A 20,596-nucleotide genomic window follows, 5' to 3' on the forward strand; every position below is an offset into this window, starting at 1 on the left:
GCCTCACTCCTTCAGATTATTCGCCCGCTTCACCCAAGCGCGCACGTCCTTGAGGACGGCGGGAAGCACGGCCTTGACCTCCGCCACGGTCATGCCCGCCTTGATGCGGGGATCGTACAGCAGGTTGAGGATGTACTGGTCGTAGACGTCGAAATAGCCCATCGAGACGTTGTCGTTGAACATGGTCCAGGGCACGCTCGTGGTGTCGTTGATCGGCCCGAGCGATTGCAGCAGCTCCTCATAGGCGCAATCGAGGAAGGTGAAATCGCCGTTGTCGACGGTGAGGATGACGTCGGAATGCTCGATCTCGAAATTGTCGTTCTTGCGGAAGCCGGACAGGCATTGCGGATCGAGCGAGGAGCGGATCTCGCGCGCCTTCTCGGCGCCGTAGAAGCTCGAGATGGTGCGGAACAGATCGCGGTCGCGCACCAGCTTCACGCGCACATTCGCCGCTTCGTTGGTGTCGATCATGGCGATGTCGAGATGCTGCACGCGCTTGCCGATGTCGGCCACGACCTTGGCGAGCTGCGTCTTGCGATCCTCGCGGTCGCTCTCGGCGTAGACGCGTACCGGCCCGTCGAACTTGCGGATGCGGTCGACGCGGCCGGCAAGATGGTACTCGGCGCCGAATGCCGTCTTCAGGAAGCCTTCGATGATCTCGCCGTCGGTGAAGCTCTTCTTCTCGGCGCGCTGGCGCGAGGACACCGCGGGCAGCTCGCCGGCGGCAGCCATGGGTGCGATGTCAGGCGCGCAGGCAAGCGTCGCGAGGGCCAGCAGGGCGAAGCGAAAGCCGGGCGAGGGCGGGAATGCGCTCATCGTGCTGTGACGCTGCCGCATTCGCCCCGCGTGCACAAGAGCGCAAATTCACGCGTCGCGCGGGTTCCTGGTCAGTTGTTCAGCACCACCACCGGGGTGCCGATCGAGACGCGGCTATAGAGGTCGGTGACGTCGTCGTTGGTCATGCGGAAGCAGCCCGAGGAGACGGCCTGACCGATCGTCTCCGGCTCGTTGGAGCCGTGGATGCGGTACAGCGTCGAGCCCAGATACATGGCGCGGGCGCCGAGCGGGTTGTCGATGCCGCCCTTCATGTGGCGCGGCAGGTCCGGCCGGCGCGCCAGCATCTGCGAGGGCGGCGTCCAGTCCGGCCATTCCCTCTTGGCGGTGATCCTGTGCACCCCGGCCCAGCGGAAGCCGTCGCGGCCGACGCCGATGCCGTAGCGCAGCGCTTGCCCGTTCCCGAGCACCAAATAGAGCCGCCGCTCGGCGGTGTTCACGACGACGGTGCCCGGGGCGTAGCTGCCGTTATACATGACGGTGGTGCGGGGGATCGGGCTCGAGCCGCCGCGGCCGATATAGCTGGTGGAACTGGTGCCCGTGAAGTCTATCATCCCCGTCGCGGACGCGTCGGTTGCGCCAGCCAGCAGCAGCGCCATTGCGGCCATCGGAGCGGCAAAAAACCGGATCATCATCTCCCCCAGAAAAAATCGATTCAACCGGACCCAGAGGCCATATTTGCGCGCGTTTCGCAAGCCACGGGCCCGTGAGGGTCGCATCGTTAACGACTGACGTTACCAAATCGCAACTGCGCCAATTTGCTGGAAAGCGTTAGCCAAATCCGCGTCTCACCACGCGGGGCAGGGCCGCAATGCCCGCTATTGCTTTGACGGGCGGCGCGAACAATGATTGATCGAACGGATTGCTGGAAATGCCGGTTGCGGGAGCAGACAGAATGAACGGTGCGGAAAGCCTGGTGCGGACGATGGTCAAGGGCGGGGTGGACGTCTGCTTCACCAACCCCGGCACCTCCGAGATGCATTTCGTCGCGGCGCTCGACCGTGTCCCCGGCATGCGCTGCGTGCTCGGCCTGTTCGAAGGCGTGGTGACGGGCGCGGCCGACGGCTATTTCCGCATGAAGGGCACGCCGGCCTCGACCCTGCTGCATCTCGGCCCCGGCCTCGCCAACGGCCTTGCCAATCTGCACAATGCCAAGAAGGCCAATTCCGGCATCGTCAACATCGTCGGCCAGCACGCCGTCTACCACATCGGCTACAATGCCCCGCTGACCTCGGACATCGAAGGCCTGGCCCGGCCGATGTCGTCCTGGGTCCGCACCTCGCCGGATGCCAAATCGGTCGCCGCCGACGGCGCCGCGGCAATTGCCGCCGCCAAAAGCGCGCCGCCGCAGATCGCGACCTTGATCCTGCCCGCCGATACCGCCTGGAACGAGGCCGACGGCATCGCCGAGGTTCCGGCCGAGCAGCAGCGCGCCAGCTATTCGCCGCAGGCGGTCGAGCAGGCCGCAAAGATCCTGCATGGCGACGGCGAAGGCACGCTGCTCCTGATGACCGGCAGCGCGCTGAGCGCGCAGGGTCTGGCCCTGGCCGAGCGCATCGCCGGCAAGACCGGCTGCACGGTGATGGGCCCGACCTTCCGTCCGAAGATGGCGCGCGGCCGTGGCCGTTTCTCGATCGACCGCATCCACTACGTCATCGATCAGGCCCTGCCGATGCTGGCGAAATTCCGTCACATCGTGCTGGTCGAGTCCGACGACCCCGTGGCATTCTTCGCCTATCCGAACAAGCCGAGCATGCTCAAGCCGCAGGGCTGCGAGGTGCATCGCATGACCTCCTGGGGCGAGAATTCGGTCGCCGCGCTCGAAGCGCTCGCTGGCGCCGTGAAAGCCAGCGCCAGGGACGTCAAGCCGCAGGCGCTGCAGGAACTGGTCAAGCCGACCGGCGCGCTCACCTTCGCCTCCATCGCGCAGGCCATTGCCTGTGCGATCCCCGAGAACGCGATCATGGTCGACGAATCCCTCACCACCGGCCGCGGCTTCTTCCCGCCGACGGCGGCGGCCGCCCCGCACGACTGGCTGCAGAACATGGGCGGCTCGATCGGCTTCTCGACGCCGCTGTCGATCGGTGCCGCGATCGCCTGCCCGGACCGCAAGGTGATCACCATGGTCGGCGACGGCAGCGCGATGTACACGATCCAGTCGCTGTGGACTCAGGCGCGCGAGAACCTCGACATCGTCACCATCGTGTTCGCCAACCGCATCTACCAGATCCTGCGCGGTGAGTTCGACAATGTCGGCGCCGGCGAGCCCGGCCAGCGCGCCAACGACATGCTCCGCCTCGACCGCCCGACCTTGGACTTCGTGGCGCTGGCCAAAGGCATGGGCGTTCCCGGCCGCGCCGTCACCAACGCCGACGAGTTCAACAAGGCGCTGGCAGAGGCCGTCGCCGAGCCCGGCCCGCGCCTGATCGAAGTTCAGATGTAGGGCGGCAGCAGACAGAGCGCCGTGAGCCCGGAGGCACGATGCAGACCGAGCTGAACAAGGTGATCGCTTCTGTCAGGGACTTCTACGCCCACGAGGGCTTCCTGTTCGAGAAGGACGTCGGCGAGCGGGCGGTCACGCACCGTTTCGCCGTGCATCTGGAGAAGCAGTTTTCGGGCTGGTCGGTCGACTGCAATTACGACCGGCTCGGCGAGCGCACGCTGCATCTGCCGCACGGCACCATCATCTCGACCGACGACCATCTCGGTAAGTCGATCTACCCCGATGTCGTCGTGCATCAGCGCGAGATCCCGAACAATCTGCTCGCCGTGGAGATCCGCAAGGCGAGCAACCACACGCCGCTCGATCACGACCAGCACAAGCTGCGGGCGCTGACCGACGTCCATGTCTGGTTTCCTTATTGGATCGGCCTGCTCCTGGTGCTGGACAGGCAACATGTGACGATGTCGGAGGTCTATGTCAGCGGTGCCGTCGACGAGCCGCTGTCACGCTGGTTCGCCTCGCGACTGGAGGAGGCCGGCCGCGCAGCTCGCGCATAGCCGAGCGCGCCATTGCGCACCTGCGCGCGCTGCGAGGTCGTGAGGCAGACCATGCCGGGAGTGTGACCCCCACCACAGTTTCGGCGTGCGATCGGGCCTATCGTGGGCGGACTTGCACGCGTCGATGCCGGAGGCCTACGCTGGCTCATTCGGATCAGGCACTTTGGAGGTTCTGATGCAGAAATCATATTTGCTGGCTGCGACGGCAGCGCTGATGCTCATGATGCAATCGCCGCTCGCGCTGGCGCAGGGCGCGCCGGCCACGGGCGGAACCGCTGCGCCTGCCGCGACAAGCACTGCGCCGGCTGCGACGACCACAGCGCCAAGCGCGACCACCGACACGTCCAGCCAGCCTACTGACGGCAAGAAGAGCGCGTCGAAGAAGCCGGCGAAGAAGAAGATGACCCGCCAGCAGGAGATCGATCATTCGGTCGACACCGGCACCGTGCCGGCGCGCTACCGCAGCTCGGTGCCCAAGCGGTACCACCAATACATTCCGTTCGCTAAGCAGTAACGGATCGCACGCTATCGCCTATGACTTGTGGCGGGGCCGGCGCGCACGCCTCGTCCTTCGAGACGGCGCTTACGCGCCTGCTCAGGATGAGGCTCTGCGGCACCAGCGCTCGTTGAAGCTGCTGCCGCGCACTCCGACCTCATCCTGAGGAGCCCGCCAAAGCGGGCGTCTCGAAGGATGGCCGCAAGGGAAGAGCTCCCATGTGCGATAGCCCTGCCAGATCGCCGGTGGCGGTCTGCGCGAGCGGTGCTAGAGTAGGCCGAAGCCCGGGGGGAATGATGAGCGACGAGGTGAAGGATGCCGGCCTTGTGGCCATGATCAGCAGCATCCTGGGAGGCAACAAGCGCGCAGACCCTGTTGCACCGCCTCCGCTCGCCGAGGTCCCGCCGATCGTTCCGGCGGATCCCGTGGAGCCGGCCGCGACGTCCAGGTCCGAGTCCAAGTCCGAGTCCAGGTCCGAGTCCGGATCCGATGCGGCCAAAGCCGAGAGCGCGCCCGATGCCGCAGCGGCGGCCGCCGAGCCGGCCGAGCCGCCCGCGCAAATCGCAACCACGCGTGACGGCAAGCGGCTGCTGCCGGCGGAGGCGATCGCCGATCTCGTGCTCGGCGAGCTGCGCAAGCTGGACAACTTCCCGAGTTCCGGCGTCTCGGTCACGGTCTATGGTTACCGGCACTGGAACGCGATGCTCACTTTCGCGCCGTTCTCCACCAGTTTCCAGAACGCAACCCGGTTCCGCCAGGCCGTGCCGGACCTCGTCTTCAAGCTCCGCCGTTTCGTCGAACTTGAGATATAATCTCGTCGTCGGCGCCATGGCGTCGCATGCGAAACAGTTCGACAGGATCTTCAATTGAGCGTCGCCTTCACCAAGGAAGAGAGCGCCGAAACCGCGTCCGAGACGCTGTTGCCGGACCGCCCGATCTCGCCGCATCCGAACCTCGTGACGGAAGCAGGCTTCAACGCATTGCAGGCGCAGCTCGCCGAAGCACGGGCGGCCTATGAAGCCGCGCAAGCCATCGAGGACGTCAACGAGAGGCGCCGGCAGTCCGCCGTGCCCCTGCGCGATCTCCGCTATCTCACCGAACGCTTGCGCACGGCGCAGGTGATGCCCGATCCTGTCGCGACCGAAATCGTCGCCTTCGGCAGCACCGTGAGCTTCAGCCGCGCTGACGGCCGCGTCCAGACCTACCGCATCGTCGGCGAGGACGAAGCCGATCCCAAGGCCGGCTCGATCTCGTTCGTCGCGCCGGTCGCGCGGTCGCTGATGGGCAAGGCGGTCGGCGACGTCGTCGGTTCAGGCGCGCAGGAGATCGAGATCCTGTCGATTGCGTAGGGGGGCGCAAGCCGAGGTGAGTTGCGTGGCAAAGAGCGCCATCGACAGCCTCAATCCCATTCGCCTAAAGCATGATCCGGAACAGCGCGAGGCCGTCGTCTCCGCCAAACGAAGTTGATGATTGGATGAGACGGTTTTTGTCTGGAGCCTTGCCGTTCTATGCGCTGGCGGGCCTCGCCATGTGCATGTACCTCGTTCTCTACAGGACGAGCCTGTTCGACCTGAACGCCATCGTCCATGGTGCGGCCGGGTCGGCATGGTTTCCAGCCTTCATGTTCGCCTGCGTGCTGGTGGAAGCGGTCTTCCCGTATTTCGGCTATTTTCCCGGCACCGCCCTCATTCTGATGTCCGTGGCGCTCAGTCCGAAGGCCGTGGATGGCTCCGTCTTCCTCGCGGCGTGGCTCGCCATCATCCTGGGCGCCGTTCTCAGCTATGGACAGGCGCGTTTCTTCAGGCCGTTTCTGCAGCGGGTGGCCTCGAAGGCGGCCCTGCGCCGATGCGAGTCGCTGTTCGACGCCTATGGCCGCTATGCGCGCATTGCCTTGTTCGTTCATCCCAACGCCTGCTCGATGTATTTCACCGCGCTCGGACTGCTCGGCCGCAGCCTGACGCGCGAGCTCGCTTATCTCTGCGTGGGGGCCGCGGCCGCAGTGGGCATTCTGTTCGTCATCGTATCCCGGCTGGTGTCGTCCATCGGCCCCACCGATGATGGCGAATTGCAGGTACTGCTGGCGGCCGCGCTGGTCGCCATGGGGACACTGATCGGTCTCTACACGGCCTGGCGGCCACAGCGCGCGATGTGAGGCGCCGCTCTCTCCACCGTCATTGCGAGGAGCCCTTGCGACGAAGCAATCCAGAGTCTTTCCGCAGAAGAATTCTGGACTGCTTCGTGGAGCCTGTCATCGGGCCGCGCTTCGCGCGGACCCGTTGGCTCGCAATGACGAGGATACATCGAGCGTCACACCTCCGGCAGCTCGACGCCCGTCAGCTCACTCAGTTTGCCGATGAGCCGGTCCTGAAATCTCGAATCCGTCGCCTCACGGGCCGGCGCTTGCTGCTCGAGGTGATGCCAGTAGCGCCCGCTCACGAGGGCCGCGGGATCCTCGCTGACTGCCAGCCAGGTCTGGGTGCGTTGCCCGGTGTCGATATCGACCGGGGCGCCTGCGCCGCCCATCTTCGTGCGCACCCAACCGGGATCGACGGCGTTGCAGAGGACGTTGGGCCAGCGTCGCGCCAGTGCGAAGGCGAGCGCGACGACGTGCAGCTTGCTCTCGGCATAGGCCGTGCCCGCGTCCCACGTCCGCTTGGTCCAATCGAGATCGTCGAGCGAGCCCTCTCCACCGCGGTGCAATCCGCTGCTGAGATAGACCAATCGGGCCGGCCGCGCGATCAGGGCCGTGAGCATGAACGGCGCAAGCGTGTTGATGGCCAGCGTCTCGGCATGGCCTTCCGGCGTCGCGCCGCGGCTCGGCCGCGTGTAGACGCCGGCATTGTGAATGACCGCATCCATGCGCCCGATCGCGTTGACCTGGTCGGCGATGCTCCGCGTCTCCGCCGCGCTCCTGAGATCGCCGACCACCAATCCCTTCGCACGCGACGCGAGCCCGCCGAGGGCTGCCCCACGATCGGCCGAACGCGCGTGCAGCACGACGCGGTGCCCCTGATCGAGCAGCGATTGCGCCGCCGCCCGGCCGAGGCCATCCGTGCTGCCCGTGATGAATATGGTCGCCATGCGGTTCTCCCAGGCTGTTTCAGGACGCAATCTACCGCCCCCGCGGATCATTTCAGATACGGCTCGTCGCTCACCATTTCCAGCCGCCCCCCTTTGTCCTTGCCGCAGATCGTGGAGGCGAATCGACGCGCAGTCGATTGAAAATCAACTCACGATAGGTCTGGTCGGAAGCACCTGATGGTGAAATAATCCCGACGCTTTCTTGATTGAATTTTGACGTCGGCCGCGAACCGGCTGGCGACGTGGATTTTCATCATGGCCGCGCTTCCTCAGGACGTTGTGGCGGAATTGCAGCAGGAGAACGCGCGGCTCCTGGCCGAGTTGCGCGCCGCACAAGATCGCGAGACCGCCACTGCGGACATTCTCAAGATCATTGCCAGTTCGCCATCGGAGGTAAAGCCGGTATTCGATGCTATCGCGAGGCGCGCAAATGCCTTGCTCGGCGGCTTTTCGACGACCGTATTCCGCTTCATCGACGGCAATGCCCACTTGGCGGCGTTCACGCCGACGAATTCTGCCGCCGATGAAGCCTTGAAGAAGATGTTTCCGCGTCCGATCGCCGATTTCGAGAGTTTTGCGAGGACAGAGGCCGGCAAGGTGGTGCCGACCCCCGATACGGAAGCGCTGACGAATGACATCAAGTTCATCGCGCGTGCCCGCGGCTTTCGCAGCATGTTGTTCGTTCCGCTCGCGACCGGCGGCACGGTGATCGGCATGATCAGCGTCACGCGAGCGGAGCCGGGGGCCTTCGCTCCGCATCACGTGCAGCTTCTGCAGACCTTCGCCGACCAGGCTGTCATCGCCATAGAGAACGCGCGGCTGTTCGACGAGGTGCAGGCGCGTACCGACGATTTGCGGGAATCGCTGCAGCAGCAGACCGCGACCGCGGATGTGTTGAAGGTCATCAGCCGCTCCGCGTTCGATCTGCAGACGGTTCTCGACACGCTGACGGAATCGGCGGCGTCGCTGTGTGGCGCCGACATGGCGGCAATCGTCCGGCAGGACGCCGATGGTGCCTACTCTCATGCAACTCGGTACAATTTCTCGCCCGAATGGGCCAAGGTCTCGGCGGGCATTCGGCTCAATCCCGGACGCGGTAGCCTGGTCGGGCGCGTCCTGCTGTGCGGCAAGGCCGTTCAGATCCCGGATGTCCTGGTCGATCCCGACTATGCCTATCCCGAGCAACAGAGGGCCGGCGGTTACCGCACCCTTCTGGGCGTACCCCTGCTTCGGTCCGGAGAAGTGATCGGCGTGCTATTCCTGGGCCGCAAGACCGCGAACTCGTTCACGGACAAGCAGATCGACCTTGTCTCCACTTTCGCTGATCAGGCCGTGATCGCGATCGAAAATGTGCGGCTGTTCGATGAGGTCCAGGCGAAGACGCGCGACCTCGCCGAGTCGCTCCAGCAGCAAACTGCGACGGCCGATGTGCTGAAAGTGATCAGCCGCTCGACCTTCGATCTGCAAACCGTGCTCGACACGCTGGTCGAGTCGGCGGCACGGCTGTGCGAAGCGGAGATGGCATTCGTCATGCGCCGCGAGGGCGATGAATATCAGGCCGGAGCGGCGGTCGGGTTTTCCGAGGACTACATTGCCTTTCTGCAGGCTCATCCGATCGCCCCCGGACGGGCCACGGTCACGGGTCGGGCCGTCCTCGAACGCCGTCCGGTGCAAATCCTCGACGTCGCTGCCGATCCCGAATACGGCCTGCAGGCGTCGATCACGATCGCTGGTCAACGCACGGCGCTCGGTGTTCCCCTTCTGCGCGAGAATGAGCCGATCGGCGCAATCGTGATTGCCCGCAAGCGCGTGCAGCCCTTCACCGAAAAGCAGATCGAGCTCGTCGCCACATTTGCCGACCAGGCGGTGATCGCCATCGAGAATGCGCGGTTGCTCAAGGAGTTGCGCGAACGTACTGAGGATCTCAGCGAGTCGCTGCGCCAGCAGACCGCAACGGCCGACGTGCTGAAGGTGATCAGCCGTTCGGCGTTCGATTTGCCCAATGTTCTCGAGACGCTTGTCAGCTCGGCCGCACGGCTCTGCGGCGACCCCAGAGCCGCGATCTATCTCATTCGCGATGGGTTGCTGCACCTGGAAGCCTCCCATAACAACCCACCGGAATGGGTCGCGCTACGCAAGAGCCAGCCGCTTGCGCCGAGCCGCGACACGCCGAGCGGCCGGGCAGCGCTCACTGGCCGCGTCGACCATGTCGCCGATCTCATGAAAGACCCCGACTTCTCGCGGCACGACCTCGCGAGAATCGGCGGCTATCGCGCGACCCTCAACATACCGCTAATACGCGAGGGCACCTCGATCGGGGTTCTCAGTTTGGCGCGACCGGAGCCGGGCCCATTTACCCAGCGACAGATCGAGATCGTGCAGACCTTTGCCGACCAGGCGGTGATCGCCATCGAGAATGTCCGGCTCTTCGAACAATTGCAAACCAGGACGCGAGATCTATCCGAGGCGCTGACGTACCAGACCGGCAGCGCCAATATCTTGCGGGTCATCGCTTCCTCTCCGACTGAAGTCGGACCGGTGCTCAAGGCGATCGTGGAAAGCGCATGCGGGCTTTGCGAGGCATATGATGCGCTGGTCGTTCTGAGGGATGGCGACGATATCGTCATCGAGGCGCATCATGGCCAAGTTCCCGTGGTGTGGAGCCGGCGGGCGATCAGTGTCAAATCGCCCACCGGCCGGGCAATTGTCGATCGTCGCACCGTTCAAGTGCACGACTTGCTTGGGCCCGATGGAGAGGAATACCCGATAGGACGCGAATATGCGGCTCGCTCGAACGTTCGGACTGTTTTGAGTGTGCCGCTCTTGCGCGAAGGCGAGAGCATGGGGGCGATCGTGCTGCGTCGTATGGAGGTGCGCCCATTCGACGACAAGCAGATCACCTTGCTGCAGACCTTTGCCGATCAGGCTGTTATCGCCATCGGCAATGTGCGTCTGTTCGAGCAATTGAATGAATCGCTCGAGCGGCAGACGGCAACGTCGGAGGTGCTGGAAATCATAAGCGCTTCATCGGGCGCACTCACCCCTGTCTTTCACAAGATGCTGGAGAATGCGACGCGAATTTGCGGCGCCGGCTTTGGCACCATGAATCTCTACGAGGAGGGCGGTTTTCGCACGGTCGCATTGCACAACGCGCCGCAAGCTTATGTCGATACCCGGCTGTACCAGAACATTCGCCCGCATCCCGCGAGCGGGCTCGGCACCGTCGAGAAGACTCATCAGACGGTTCATATCGACGACATCAGGACGCAGCCGCCCTATATTGAAGGCAACCCCAATGTTCGCGCGCTCGCTGACCTCGCCGGCGCAAGGACCCTCGTCATCGTGCCCATGCTCAAGGAAGATGAGCTGATTGGCACCATCACGATCTTCCGCCAGGAAGTGAAACCGTTCACAGACAAGCAGATCGAGCTCGTGTCCAACTTCGCACATCAGGGCGTGATCGCGATCGAGAATGCACGCCTGCTGAATGAACTGCGCGAGCGCACCATGGAATTGTCGCAATCGCTCGAGGAATTGCGAAATGCGCAGGATCGTCTGATCCAGACCGAGAAACTTGCCTCGCTCGGGCAACTCACCGCCGGCATTGCGCACGAGATCAAGAACCCGCTCAATTTCGTCAACAATTTTGCTGCGCTGTCCTCCGAACTCACCGACGAGCTCGGCGAAGCGCTGCGCTCAGCCAGCCTGGGCGAGGCGGAAAGGCAGGACATCGATGCGCTGATCCACATGCTGCAAGGTAACCTGGAAAAGATCGTGCAGCACGGAACGCGCGCCGATTCCATTGTCAAGAATATGCTTCTGCACTCCCGCGAAGGGTCTGGCGAACGCCGCGCGGCGGACATCAACGCCATCCTCGAGGAAAGTCTTAACCTGGCCTATCACGGAGCCCGCGCGGAAAGAGCCGGCTTCAACATCACGCTTGAAAGACAACTCGATCCGTCTGCGGGAGCGCTCGAGCTGTATCCGCAGGAAATCACCCGGGTGTTCCTCAATCTGGTGTCAAACGGTTTCTACGCAGCCAGCAAGCAAAGGGACGCCGCCGGCGACGGCTTCGAGCCAAGGCTGCGCGCGACGACCACAGACCTCGGCGGCGCCGTCGAAATCCGCATCCGCGACAATGGCACCGGCATTCCGGCCGACGTCAGAGAGAAGATATTCAATCCATTCTTCACGACCAAGCCGGCCGGCGAAGGAACTGGCCTTGGGCTTTCGATCTGCCACGACATCATCGTGAAGCAGCACGGCGGCAGCATCGAGGTCGATACCGAGCCGGGCGAGTATACCGAGTTCATCATTACGCTGCCACGTACGCGGGCGGCACCATTGCAGAGCGGAGGCAGAAGTTGAGCGTCTATATCATGGTGGTCGACGACGAGCCCGATGTCGAGGCGCTGTTCCGGCAGCAGTTTCGGCGCGATCTGCGCGCCGGTCGTTTTCTGATGGAGTTTGTATCCTCGGCGCCCCTGGCATTGCAGCGCGCGGCCGAGATTGCGGATGCCACCCTGATTCTGATCCTGTCCGACATCAACATGCCCGGAATGAGCGGACTGGAGATGCTGCCTATCGTGCGCTCGGCCCGCCCCGATGTACCGGTTATCATGATCACGGCCTACGGTGATGCCGAGACCAAGCGCAAGGCGCTGGAGAAGGGCGCCGCCGACCTGTTGACCAAGCCAATCGACTTCGCCGCGCTGCGCCAGGAGATCGATGCGAGGCTTGAGCAGGCCGCATGATTGCAACCGTTGCCGGTGGTAAACCAGAGCGGCTCGCAAAGTGAAGCTGTTGCAGACGCCGCCCCAATTGAGAGCATGCATCCACCGTCAATCTTCGTCAGAAAATCGGAGATTCGAAATGAAGACGCTCCTGGTCCCGCTTCAGAATATTCCGATGATGACAGCCACGCTCGCTGTGGCCGTAGGCCTAGCGCGTCGCTCCGGCGCCTATATCGAAGGTTTTCCACTCCGGTTCGGCATCCCACAATATGCGGCCGCCGAATTGGCCACCGGCATTCTCCTGGATTCGTATCAAGTGAAGAGCGAAGCCGAACTGAACGACATGCGCAACTTTTTTGAAGCATTCATGCTGAAGCATGATGTTCCCCGCGCCACCGCAGGGTCGAACCCGCCTTGCTTCGGCTGGCTGGAGACCGCGCCTGAGGGCGAAGACTTTGTCGGAAGTTATGGGCGCGCTTTCGATCTGATCGTGATGGCGCGGTCTGATATTGATGCTGCGGGCCCTCACCGCCGCGCGATTGAGTCCGCGCTGTTTGAGAGCGGCAGGCCCGTTCTACTGGCGCCGTCGAATGGACCAAGAAGCGTCGCAACAAACATTATGATCCACTGGAACGGGAGTACCGAGCAAGCTCGGGCAAACGCATTTGCCATGCCGCTGCTTCGTCTGGCCGAAAGGGTATCGGTCCTAACCGTTGTCGGCGGCCAAGCGGTGCCAGGACCGTCTGCCGGTCAGATCGCTCGGCAACTCCAATACAATGGCATTGCGGCCAGCTTGATCAGCGTTGAGTTGGACGGGCGCGAAACTGGTGAGGCGGTCCTCGATGCCGCCAGGGCACACGGTTGCGATCTATTGATCAAAGGAGCCTTCACCCGCACGCGGCTACGGCAGATGATATTCGGTGGAGCGACCAGCTATATCATGGAGCACGCGGATATCCCCGTCCTTATGGCTCACTAGCGCACAAAAGGCCTGGTTTTGTCGCCATTGGTGAGGCAAAAATCCATTGCCTCACAGAGCGACCGGCGCATGGCTTTGGCTATCAACATTCGGTCCGACGATTCCTCCGCAGAGCGGATCGAAGCCTTGTGGGATGAAGTTGCCGCGTTTGAGAGCCAGCCTTCGATGAGGGGTCTCGGCTATCGGCCGCATTTTACATTCGCCATTTATGATGCGCCCGAGATTGCCGCCAAGACCGCGTGGGAGACCATGCTCCGCGCAGTTGGAGGCGAAGGGCCATTGCAGGTCGGGTTCAAGCGAATTCGTTGGTTCGCAGGTCCGCCACTCGTGCTCTGGGCGGAGCCGGAGTTCGATGAAACGCTCGTCCGGTGGCACGCTTCCATCAGCGCTGCAATCGATCCAGCCTTGTGTCGGCTGCATTATCGGCCGGAAAACTGGCGACCTCATTGCACGCTCGGCACACAAATCGCCGATGCAAAGCGCGATGACGCGATCGCTTTCGCGGAGTCATTCAGCGGCAGCATCAGCGTGCTGTTCGACGTCGTGGATTGCGTTTCTTTTCCGCCAGTGCGCGTGGTTGCGGAGCAGAGATTGCCGGTTCGGGCTCCGTGAGCCAACGTCCCGCTCATCGATGCGTCCGGCCGCCCAGGCGATGATCATCTGTGCACTCTCCCGATGATGCCATCATGCCCCTGTTTTGCCCGACGGAGCAAGAAAAATTCGGAAAAATCGTAACCCATTGATCCGACTGAGGTCGGCTACTGTGCATGGGGTTGTTTTCGAATTTTTGACAGAGCGGAAGCAAGACCCCCGGTCCGTCTACGCTCTTCGAGCTACGCCGGACACGCTTCGCTGCCATTGGGGGTGGCTGCGCCACGCGAAGCCTTTTTTGGCGAAGCGTGGTGGGCGCACAAGGGATCGAACCTTGGACCTCTCCCGTGTGAAGGGAACGCTCTCCCGCTGAGCTATGCGCCCGGGACCATCATGCAGGCGGCTGCAGCCTAGGCCGGCCGGCACATCGGAGCCCGCGATTTAGAAGTGCCGGTCGAAGGTGTCAAGTTTTCAAGGCGTCGCCGGGGCGGAAAACCTTCGGCAGGTCGCAGGAAGCCGGATTTCGGCCGGCTTACGCGCCCTGCTGGCGGGCGCGGGAGGCGTGGGCCTGGAGCGCACGGATGCGCTCGGCCAGCGTTCCACCGCCTTCGGGCAGGCGGGGCGCTGGAGCGCCGTTGGTTGCCGCGTCGTTGGCCGGGCGCGGCGCCGGCTTCGGCGGCTGGCCGGCCTCGGCTGCGAGCAGCGCCTCGATCGGCGAGTTCGGGCCTTCGAGCTGCATCGCCAGCTTGGCGACTTCGGCCGCGATGTCGTTGATGCGCTCGCGCAGCAGCGCGTTCTCCATGCGCTCGGTCGCCCAGGAACTCTCGGCCTGCTGCTGAATCGCGTTGATGTCGCGCTGGAGTTTCGCGCGTTCGTCGCGTGCGCTGCGCAGCTGCTCCTCCAGCGCGGCCTTTTCCGCGCGCAGCTGATCCATCGCAGCCGACGACTTGCCGCCGCTGAGGCCCGCGATCTCGACGCGCAGCTCCTTGATGGTGCGCTCATTGGCCTCGTTGGCCTGGCGCAGCTGGTTGTTCTCGTAGTCGCGCTCGGCGAGCAGCTTGCCCTGCGTGGCAAGGCGTCCCTCGAGATCGGCGACGCGGCTCGACAGCATCTCGGCCTCCTTGACCTGCACGATGAGCTGGCGGTCGAGCTCGGTGACGCGCTGGCTCAGATTCTCGACGCGGCCGCGCGCCTCGCCGAGCTCGCGCGAGGCGGTCTCGGATTCGGTGCGCTCCTGTGCGAGGCGCGCTTGCGTGGCGGCAAATTCCTTCTCGGCATCGCCGACCCGGTGCTTCAATTCCTCGATCTGCGCGCGCACTGCGACCAGCTCGACCTGGCGGCTCTCCGCCATCATCGAGCGGTCGGACAGTTCGGAGTTGATCTTGGCGAGCTCGGCCTGCTTGTCCGTCAGCGCGATCTCGGCTTCGCGCAAGGACGCCGTCTTGGCGGCGAATTCCTCCTCGGTGGCGCGGAGCTGCTCCTTCACCGCCTTCTCGCGCGCCTCCAGCGCGAAGATGGTGGCGTTCTTCTCGCCGAGCTCGATCTTCATGCGGTTGATGGCGTCGCTCTTCTTGCCGAGCTCGGCGAGCTGGCTCGTGGTCTTGTTCTTGAGCTGCTCGACGCTCATCTCCAGTCGCCGGGCGGACATGGCGAATTCGGCGCGGAGCTGGTCCTTGTCGGCCTGGATCTCGGCCATCGATAGCGGGGTGGCGGCTTCTAACCGACGCGTGGTCAGGCGCACCGCGCGGTTATGCACCAGCGGCACGATCGCAAGCCCGCACAGCATCGAGAGCAGGAAACCGATCGCCAGGTACATGATCGGTTCGACCATGGGCCAGAACTCCCAAGCTTAAGGAAAAATTCACCAACGACAATGCCATGGCGGGCCGGCAGAAAGCCAGCCCCGCTCTGTCGTTAACCTTGATCGGTGGGCAGTGGGGAGGACGCGGGCCTAGAACGGGTTCCAGGTCGCCCGCGGGGTGTATTTGAGATAGCCGATATTGGCGCCGAGGCGCAGGCCGAGCCCGGAGCGGATCGGCACCAGCACGATGTTGTTGGCGGTGAGCGCCGTCATGCCGAAGCCGCCGATGATGTAGGCTGAGCCGTCGATGCCGCCGAAGCGCTGGTAGATCGCGTTGGTGGCGGGCAGGTTGTAGACCAGCGTCATGGTGCGGGCGCCGTCGCCGCCCCAGTCGAAGCCGAGCGAGGGGCCCTGCCAGTAGACGCGCAAGTCGCCGGCGTTCTTGGTGTAGAGCGTGCCCTCGCCGTAGCGCAGGCCGGCGACGAAGGCGCCGGAGCCTTCCTCACCCAGGATGTAGCCGTTCGGCAGGCCCCATTGGCTGACCGCCTTCTCGATGATCGAGGCAAGCCCGCGCGAGACGTTGCCGAAGAAGCGATGGCCGGCGGTAACGAGCTCGTCCGGCCCATAGGTATTGGGCGTCGGGGTCCGCTGCGGCGGCGGCAGGTCAGGCGGCGGCGCCTGCTGGGCGGAGGCCGGCACGATCCAGCCGATCATCGCGGCAAGCGCGAGCGCAGCAAGGCGTGATGCGAAAGTCATAAAAGAACCCCTGGTACCGAATCCGGTCGCTTCCTTAACCTCACGCCAACAGGCATGGCTCTAGGTTGCGCCGGGTGTCCCCTCGACTCGGATGTTATCCGCAGCAACTATGACGGCACAACGGCAGGAAGATAGCCCTTTGCGCCCCGGAATTGCCTTGATCGCCCGCCGCCTCTGCCTGCTGGCCGGCATTTGGATCCTCGGTGCCGGCGGACCGACAGGGGCCGCCACCACTGAGCGGATCGTCGTCAATCGCTTCAGCGGCGTCGCCATCGAGGGTTTCGACCCCGTCGCCTATTTCGTCGCCGGTGCGGCCGTGCAGGGGACGGCGGAGTTCGAGGCGAACCTCTGGGGGGCCGTCTGGCGCTTCCGGAACGAGGGCAACCGCGCCTCTTTCCAGGCCCATCCCGAAATCTACGGACCGCAATTCGGCGGTTATGATCCGGTCGATATCGCCCGCGGCATCACCGTCGCCGCCAATCCGCATTTCTTCGCGATCGTGGCGCAGCGGCTCTATTTGTTCAGCCGGGAAGACAATCGCGACGCCTTCGTCGCCGATCCCGAGCGCTTCCTCTATGAGGTGGGTAAGCGTTGGCCGGCCCTGCAGGAGAAGCTCGGGCAGTAACGAGCCCGGTCAGTCGCAGCCTACCGCCTGCTTGTCGCCCCAGGCGATGAACTCCGGGATGATGAAGCCGGTGTCGCTGCGCTGGCCGAATCGGAGCTCGCCGCCCTTGCCGTCTGTCACCTTGCCGCCGGCCGCGGTCACGACCGCGCAGCCGGCCCCGACGTCCCATTCCGAGGTCGGCCCGAAACGTGGATAGATGTCGGCGCTGCCTTCCGCGATGCGGCCGAATTTCACGGCCGAGCCGCACGTCATCCTGACGGCATTGGGCCTGTCGGCGATGAACGCCTCGCTTCTGGCATCGCCGTGCGAACGGCTCACTGCGGCGATCCAGGGCTCCCCGCGCGTCGGCAGCTTGCGGGTGCGGATCGGCTCGGCGGCGGCGATCGTCGCGCCGTTGAACCTCACGCGCTCGGCGCCGCGGCCGACGATGCCGCGCCACAGCAGGCCGAGTGCGGGTGCGGAGACGATGCCGAGCAGCGGCACGCCGTCCGTCACCAAGGCGAGGTTGACGGTGAACTCGTCGCGGCCGGCGAGGAACTCCTTGGTGCCGTCGAGCGGATCAATCAGGAAGAAGCTGCCCTGGAACGGCGGGGAGGCGAGCTGGGTCCGCTCCTCCGACAGCGTCGGAACGTCGCCCGCGAGCTGCGCGAGTCCGTCCGCGATGATGCGGTCGGCGGCAAGGTCGGCCTCGGTCACCGGCGAGCCATCCTGCTTGCCGTCGATCCGCATGGCCGCGCGGTTGACGGCGAGGATCGCTTCGCCCGCCTCCACCACCAGCGCAGTCAGCGGCTCCATCAGGCCGGCAGCGGCCGCTCCGTCAATGGTCCGCTTCACCTGGATGCCTCATCTGTCAGCAATATCGTTCCTCATCCACTGATTCGCCCCGATCGATTCGCTTGGGGCTTAGGGCCGCCTCGAACCGATCGCAAGCTAGCTGCCGCGGGGTTGCGAATGTTAGAACCCGCAGCATCCGTCAAGCATGCGTGATTCGCGGCGTCCAGCGCCGTGCAAGGAACCCTCCAGGACCCCATTATATGTCTGACGCTTCGTCGCCCGCGACCACTGCCGCTCCCGATATGCTCGAACTCGCCGCGCTGCTGTGCTCGCGGGTCTGCCACGATCTCATCAGCCCCGTCGGCGCCATCGTCAACGGGCTCGAAGTGCTCGACGACGATCCCAAGCCCGAGGATCGCGAGTTCGCGCTTGACCTGATTCGCAAGAGCGCCAAGACGGCCTCCGCCCGGCTCCAGTTCTGCCGTCTTGCCTTCGGCGCGGCCGGCTCCTCCGGCGCGCAGATCGATCTCGGCGATGCCCAGACCATGGCGAAGGGCCATATCGAGGACGGCAAGTGCTCGATCACCTGGAATCTGCCGCGGCTGCTGCTGCCGAAGAACCGCGTCAAGCTGCTGCTCAACATGCTGGTCGTCGCCCAGCACACGATCCCGCGCGGCGGCATGCTGACGGTCGATCCGGTCGGCGAGGGCGAGGCGATGAGCTTCCGCATCACCGCGACCGGACACAATGCACGCCTGCCGCAGAACATCTCCGAGCTCCTGAGCGGCGAGCGCGGGCCGGCTGCCGATGCGCATGCGATCCAGCCTTACTATACGCGGCTGCTGGCGCAGGCCTGCGGGCTCACGGTGACGCTCAAGCCGGAAGGCGAAGCCATCATCGTTACCGCTTCGTAAACGGCGCGTCGCGCCCGACCTCTTAATCTATTCTTTACGAGGCGCTTCGGCTTGTCCGGAGCGCCTTATCTCTTTGTTGGTGCCGTTCTTTTGCACATACTCAACCAATATTAAACGCTTTGCGGTGAAGCTGGCCCCATTCCGAAATGGCGCATCACGCCTCGTGCGCGCCTTTCCTGTATGAAGGCCTGTTTTCATGGATGATCTGTTGCGGGAGTTTCTGACGGAGACCAGCGAGAGCCTGGACACCGTGGACAATCAGCTGGTGAAGTTCGAGCAGGAGCCGAACAACGCCAAGATCCTGGATAACATCTTCCGCCTGGTCCACACCATCAAGGGCACCTGCGGCTTCCTCGGACTGCCGCGGCTGGAAGCGCTGGCCCATGCCGGCGAGACCCTGATGGGCAAGTTCCGCGACGGCATGCCTGTGACTGCCGAGGCGGTGACGGTGATCCTGTCCTCGATCGACCGCATCAAGGAGATTTTGGCTGGCTTGGAGGCGACCGAGGCCGAGCCTGAAGGCAACGACCGCGACCTCATCGACAAGCTGGAAGCGATGGTCGAGCAGGGCATGGCCGCCATGGCGGCAGGCAGCGCTCCCGTCACTGAAGCTCCGCCGCTGGCGCCGGAAGCCCCGGCCGCCGCACCGGCGCCCGCCAAGGAGATGACCATGGGCACGCTGGTCGATCAGACCCTGGAGCGTCCCTTGCGTCCGGGCGAGGTCTCGCTCGACGAGCTCGAGCGCGCCTTCCGCGAGACCGCGATCGAAGCGCCGGTGCCCGCGCCCGTGGCCAAGGCTGAGGTCAAGGCCGAGCCCGCGCCGGCTGCTGAAGCGCCCGTTGCCGCAAAGCCCGCCAAGGAGAAGGCCGCGCCGAAGAAGTCGATGGCCGACGAGATGGCGGGCGAGGGCGACCGCATCGCCAACCAGTCGATCCGCGTCAACGTGGATACGCTGGAGCACCTGATGACCATGGTCTCCGAGCTGGTCCTGACCCGCAACCAGCTGCTGGAGATCTCCCGCCGCAACGAGGACACCGAGTTCAAGGTGCCCTTGCAGCGCCTTTCCAACGTCACCGCCGAGCTGCAGGAAGGCGTCATGAAGACGCGCATGCAGCCGATCGGCAATGCCTGGCAGAAGCTGGGGGGGGGGGGGGGGGGGGGGGGGGGGGGGGGGGGGGGGGGGGGGGGGGGGGGGGGGGGGGGGGGGGGGGGGGGGGGGGGGGGGGGGGGGGGGGGGGGGGGGGGGGGGGGGGGGGGGGGGGGGGGGGGGGGGGGGGGGGGGGGGGGGGGGGGGGGGGGGGGGGGGGGGGGGGGGGGGGGGGGGGGGGGGGGGGGGGGGGGGGGGGGGGGGGGGGGGGGGGGGGGGGGGGGGGGGGGGGGGGGGGGGGGGGGGGGGGGGGGGGGGGGGCCTGATCAAGGACCCGCTCACCCACATGGTGCGCAACTCCGCCGATCATGGCCTCGAGACCCCCGCCGAGCGCCTCGCCAGCGGCAAGGGCGAGCAGGGCACCATTCGCCTGTCCGCCTATCACGAGGGCGGCCACATCATCATCTGCATCGCCGACAACGGCAGAGGCCTCAACACCGAGAAGATCAAGGCCAAGGCGCTCTCGTCCGGTCTCGTCACCGAGGCCGAGCTCGAGAAGATGAGCGAAGCCCAGATCCACAAGTTCATCTTCGCGCCGGGCTTCTCCACTGCCGCTGCCATCACCTCGGTGTCGGGCCGCGGCGTCGGCATGGACGTGGTCCGCACCAATATCGACCAGATCGGCGGCACCATCGACATCAAGAGCGTGGCGGGCGAAGGAAGCTCCGTCACCATCAAGATCCCGCTGACGCTCGCCATCGTCTCGGCGCTGATCGTCGAAGCCGCCGGCGACCGCTTCGCGATCCCGCAGCTCTCGGTCGTGGAATTGGTCCGCGCCCGCGCCAACTCCGAGCACCGCATCGAGCGCATCAAGGACACCGCGGTGCTCAGGTTGCGCAACAAGCTGCTGCCGCTGATCCATCTC

Annotated in this window: 18 protein-coding genes, 1 tRNA gene and 2 pseudogenes; 14 read left to right on the forward strand and 7 right to left on the reverse strand. The window is 64.8% G+C overall.

All coding sequences use genetic code 11. From position 1 onward, the window contains the following. Window positions 1-3: 3 nt before the first annotated feature. The gene (locus ACM43_RS17015; RefSeq protein ID WP_157284960.1) at window positions 4-816 is read right to left on the reverse strand and encodes a DUF2927 domain-containing protein; all 813 of its coding nucleotides are present in this window, start codon (window positions 814-816) and stop codon (window positions 4-6) included. 71 nt (window positions 817-887) lie between these two features. Next, window positions 888-1,388: a L,D-transpeptidase gene (locus ACM43_RS17020; RefSeq protein ID WP_430516674.1), complete on the reverse strand. Its 501-nt coding sequence runs from the start codon at window positions 1,386-1,388 to the stop codon at window positions 888-890. Window positions 1,389-1,729: 341 nt separating this feature from the next. On the opposite strand from ACM43_RS17020, the gene ACM43_RS17025 reads away from it, so the two are divergent. The 6 genes from ACM43_RS17025 (at window position 1,730) to ACM43_RS17050 (ending at window position 6,482) form a co-directional block, all read left to right on the forward strand. After that, window positions 1,730-3,277, forward strand: a complete 1,548-nt coding sequence (locus ACM43_RS17025; protein WP_271541476.1) for an acetolactate synthase large subunit — start codon at window positions 1,730-1,732, stop codon at window positions 3,275-3,277. 38 nt (window positions 3,278-3,315) lie between these two features. After that, on the forward strand, window positions 3,316-3,834 hold the full coding sequence (locus ACM43_RS17030; protein WP_271541478.1) for a hypothetical protein: 519 nt from the start codon (window positions 3,316-3,318) through the stop codon (window positions 3,832-3,834). Window positions 3,835-4,009: 175 nt separating this feature from the next. Then, window positions 4,010-4,348, forward strand: a complete 339-nt coding sequence (locus ACM43_RS17035; RefSeq protein ID WP_036009769.1) for a hypothetical protein — start codon at window positions 4,010-4,012, stop codon at window positions 4,346-4,348. A 278-nt stretch (window positions 4,349-4,626) separates the two neighbouring features. After that, the gene (locus tag ACM43_RS17040; RefSeq protein ID WP_271541482.1) at window positions 4,627-5,142 is read left to right on the forward strand and encodes a hypothetical protein; all 516 of its coding nucleotides are present in this window, start codon (window positions 4,627-4,629) and stop codon (window positions 5,140-5,142) included. Window positions 5,143-5,196: 54 nt separating this feature from the next. Next, on the forward strand, window positions 5,197-5,679 hold the full coding sequence (greA, locus tag ACM43_RS17045; protein ID WP_271541484.1) for a transcription elongation factor GreA: 483 nt from the start codon (window positions 5,197-5,199) through the stop codon (window positions 5,677-5,679). Window positions 5,680-5,804: 125 nt separating this feature from the next. Continuing rightward, the gene (locus tag ACM43_RS17050) at window positions 5,805-6,482 is read left to right on the forward strand and encodes a hypothetical protein (RefSeq protein WP_157284956.1); all 678 of its coding nucleotides are present in this window, start codon (window positions 5,805-5,807) and stop codon (window positions 6,480-6,482) included. A gap of 155 nt (window positions 6,483-6,637) precedes the next feature. On the opposite strand, the gene ACM43_RS17055 is transcribed toward ACM43_RS17050, so the two are convergent. After that, window positions 6,638-7,411: an SDR family NAD(P)-dependent oxidoreductase gene (locus ACM43_RS17055; RefSeq protein ID WP_271541486.1), complete on the reverse strand. Its 774-nt coding sequence runs from the start codon at window positions 7,409-7,411 to the stop codon at window positions 6,638-6,640. A 255-nt stretch (window positions 7,412-7,666) separates the two neighbouring features. On the opposite strand from ACM43_RS17055, the gene ACM43_RS17060 reads away from it, so the two are divergent. The 4 genes from ACM43_RS17060 to ACM43_RS17075 all read left to right on the forward strand — a co-directional run bounded on the left by ACM43_RS17060 (window position 7,667) and on the right by ACM43_RS17075 (window position 13,735). Next, window positions 7,667-11,779, forward strand: coding sequence for a GAF domain-containing protein (locus ACM43_RS17060; protein WP_271541488.1), 4,113 nt, complete (start codon window positions 7,667-7,669; stop codon window positions 11,777-11,779). Then, a complete protein-coding gene (locus ACM43_RS17065) occupies window positions 11,776-12,165 on the forward strand; it encodes a response regulator (protein ID WP_036009791.1) in 390 nt (129 codons plus the stop codon). The genes ACM43_RS17060 and ACM43_RS17065 overlap by 4 nt, the downstream gene beginning before the upstream one ends. A gap of 118 nt (window positions 12,166-12,283) precedes the next feature. Next, on the forward strand, window positions 12,284-13,123 hold the full coding sequence (locus ACM43_RS17070) for a universal stress protein (protein WP_271541490.1): 840 nt from the start codon (window positions 12,284-12,286) through the stop codon (window positions 13,121-13,123). 69 nt (window positions 13,124-13,192) lie between these two features. Next, window positions 13,193-13,735 (forward strand): 2'-5' RNA ligase family protein, encoded by a 543-nt coding sequence (locus tag ACM43_RS17075; RefSeq protein WP_271541492.1) that lies wholly within the window; start codon window positions 13,193-13,195, stop codon window positions 13,733-13,735. 288 nt (window positions 13,736-14,023) lie between these two features. On the opposite strand, the gene ACM43_RS17080 is transcribed toward ACM43_RS17075, so the two are convergent. The 3 genes from ACM43_RS17080 to ACM43_RS17090 all read right to left on the reverse strand — a co-directional run bounded on the left by ACM43_RS17080 (window position 14,024) and on the right by ACM43_RS17090 (window position 16,271). After that, a tRNA-Val gene (locus ACM43_RS17080) sits at window positions 14,024-14,098 on the reverse strand. 148 nt (window positions 14,099-14,246) lie between these two features. Next, window positions 14,247-15,545 (reverse strand): hypothetical protein, encoded by a 1,299-nt coding sequence (locus tag ACM43_RS17085; RefSeq protein ID WP_271541494.1) that lies wholly within the window; start codon window positions 15,543-15,545, stop codon window positions 14,247-14,249. A 120-nt stretch (window positions 15,546-15,665) separates the two neighbouring features. After that, window positions 15,666-16,271 (reverse strand): DUF1134 domain-containing protein, encoded by a 606-nt coding sequence (locus tag ACM43_RS17090; RefSeq protein WP_157284949.1) that lies wholly within the window; start codon window positions 16,269-16,271, stop codon window positions 15,666-15,668. A 139-nt stretch (window positions 16,272-16,410) separates the two neighbouring features. Here ACM43_RS17090 and ACM43_RS17095 point away from each other — a divergent pair, with 139 nt between their 5' ends. Continuing rightward, window positions 16,411-16,896: a YHS domain-containing (seleno)protein gene (locus ACM43_RS17095; protein WP_157284948.1), complete on the forward strand. Its 486-nt coding sequence runs from the start codon at window positions 16,411-16,413 to the stop codon at window positions 16,894-16,896. A 9-nt stretch (window positions 16,897-16,905) separates the two neighbouring features. Here the strand turns inward: ACM43_RS17095 and ACM43_RS17100 are convergent, their stop codons facing one another. Then, on the reverse strand, window positions 16,906-17,730 hold the full coding sequence (locus ACM43_RS17100) for a 3'(2'),5'-bisphosphate nucleotidase CysQ family protein (RefSeq protein ID WP_271541496.1): 825 nt from the start codon (window positions 17,728-17,730) through the stop codon (window positions 16,906-16,908). Window positions 17,731-17,930: 200 nt separating this feature from the next. On the opposite strand from ACM43_RS17100, the gene chpT reads away from it, so the two are divergent. From chpT to ACM43_RS17115, 3 genes and pseudogenes are all read left to right on the forward strand, one after another. Beyond that, entirely contained in the window at window positions 17,931-18,584 is a 654-nt protein-coding gene (gene chpT / locus ACM43_RS17105; RefSeq protein ID WP_271541498.1) for a histidine phosphotransferase ChpT, read from the forward strand. Between the two features lie 250 nt (window positions 18,585-18,834). Then, window positions 18,835-19,732, forward strand: a pseudogene (locus ACM43_RS17110) (Hpt domain-containing protein); the annotation flags it as partial. A 258-nt stretch (window positions 19,733-19,990) separates the two neighbouring features. Beyond that, window positions 19,991-20,596: pseudogene (locus tag ACM43_RS17115) on the forward strand (chemotaxis protein CheA); the annotation flags it as partial.

The organism is Bradyrhizobium sp. CCBAU 45321 (genome assembly GCF_028128975.1).
Lineage (GTDB): Bacteria > Pseudomonadota > Alphaproteobacteria > Rhizobiales > Xanthobacteraceae > Bradyrhizobium > Bradyrhizobium yuanmingense.

Bases quoted from the DNA above. Each gene is read 5' to 3' on its own strand.
- ACM43_RS17015 (WP_157284960.1), bottom strand. From the start codon at position 816: ATGAGCGCATTCCCGCCCTCGCCCGGCTTTCGCTTCGCCCTGCTGGCC.
- ACM43_RS17020 (WP_430516674.1), bottom strand. From the start codon at position 1,388: ATGATAGACTTCACGGGCACCAGTTCCACCAGCTATATCGGCCGCGGC.
- ACM43_RS17025 (WP_271541476.1), top strand. From the start codon at position 1,730: ATGAACGGTGCGGAAAGCCTGGTGCGGACGATGGTCAAGGGCGGGGTG.
- ACM43_RS17030 (WP_271541478.1), top strand. From the start codon at position 3,316: ATGCAGACCGAGCTGAACAAGGTGATCGCTTCTGTCAGGGACTTCTAC.
- ACM43_RS17035 (WP_036009769.1), top strand. From the start codon at position 4,010: ATGCAGAAATCATATTTGCTGGCTGCGACGGCAGCGCTGATGCTCATG.
- ACM43_RS17040 (WP_271541482.1), top strand. From the start codon at position 4,627: ATGAGCGACGAGGTGAAGGATGCCGGCCTTGTGGCCATGATCAGCAGC.
- ACM43_RS17050 (WP_157284956.1), top strand. From the start codon at position 5,805: ATGAGACGGTTTTTGTCTGGAGCCTTGCCGTTCTATGCGCTGGCGGGC.
- ACM43_RS17055 (WP_271541486.1), bottom strand. From the start codon at position 7,411: ATGGCGACCATATTCATCACGGGCAGCACGGATGGCCTCGGCCGGGCG.
- ACM43_RS17060 (WP_271541488.1), top strand. From the start codon at position 7,667: ATGGCCGCGCTTCCTCAGGACGTTGTGGCGGAATTGCAGCAGGAGAAC.
- ACM43_RS17070 (WP_271541490.1), top strand. From the start codon at position 12,284: ATGAAGACGCTCCTGGTCCCGCTTCAGAATATTCCGATGATGACAGCC.
- ACM43_RS17075 (WP_271541492.1), top strand. From the start codon at position 13,193: ATGGCTTTGGCTATCAACATTCGGTCCGACGATTCCTCCGCAGAGCGG.
- ACM43_RS17085 (WP_271541494.1), bottom strand. From the start codon at position 15,545: ATGGTCGAACCGATCATGTACCTGGCGATCGGTTTCCTGCTCTCGATG.
- ACM43_RS17090 (WP_157284949.1), bottom strand. From the start codon at position 16,271: ATGACTTTCGCATCACGCCTTGCTGCGCTCGCGCTTGCCGCGATGATC.
- chpT (WP_271541498.1), top strand. From the start codon at position 17,931: ATGTCTGACGCTTCGTCGCCCGCGACCACTGCCGCTCCCGATATGCTC.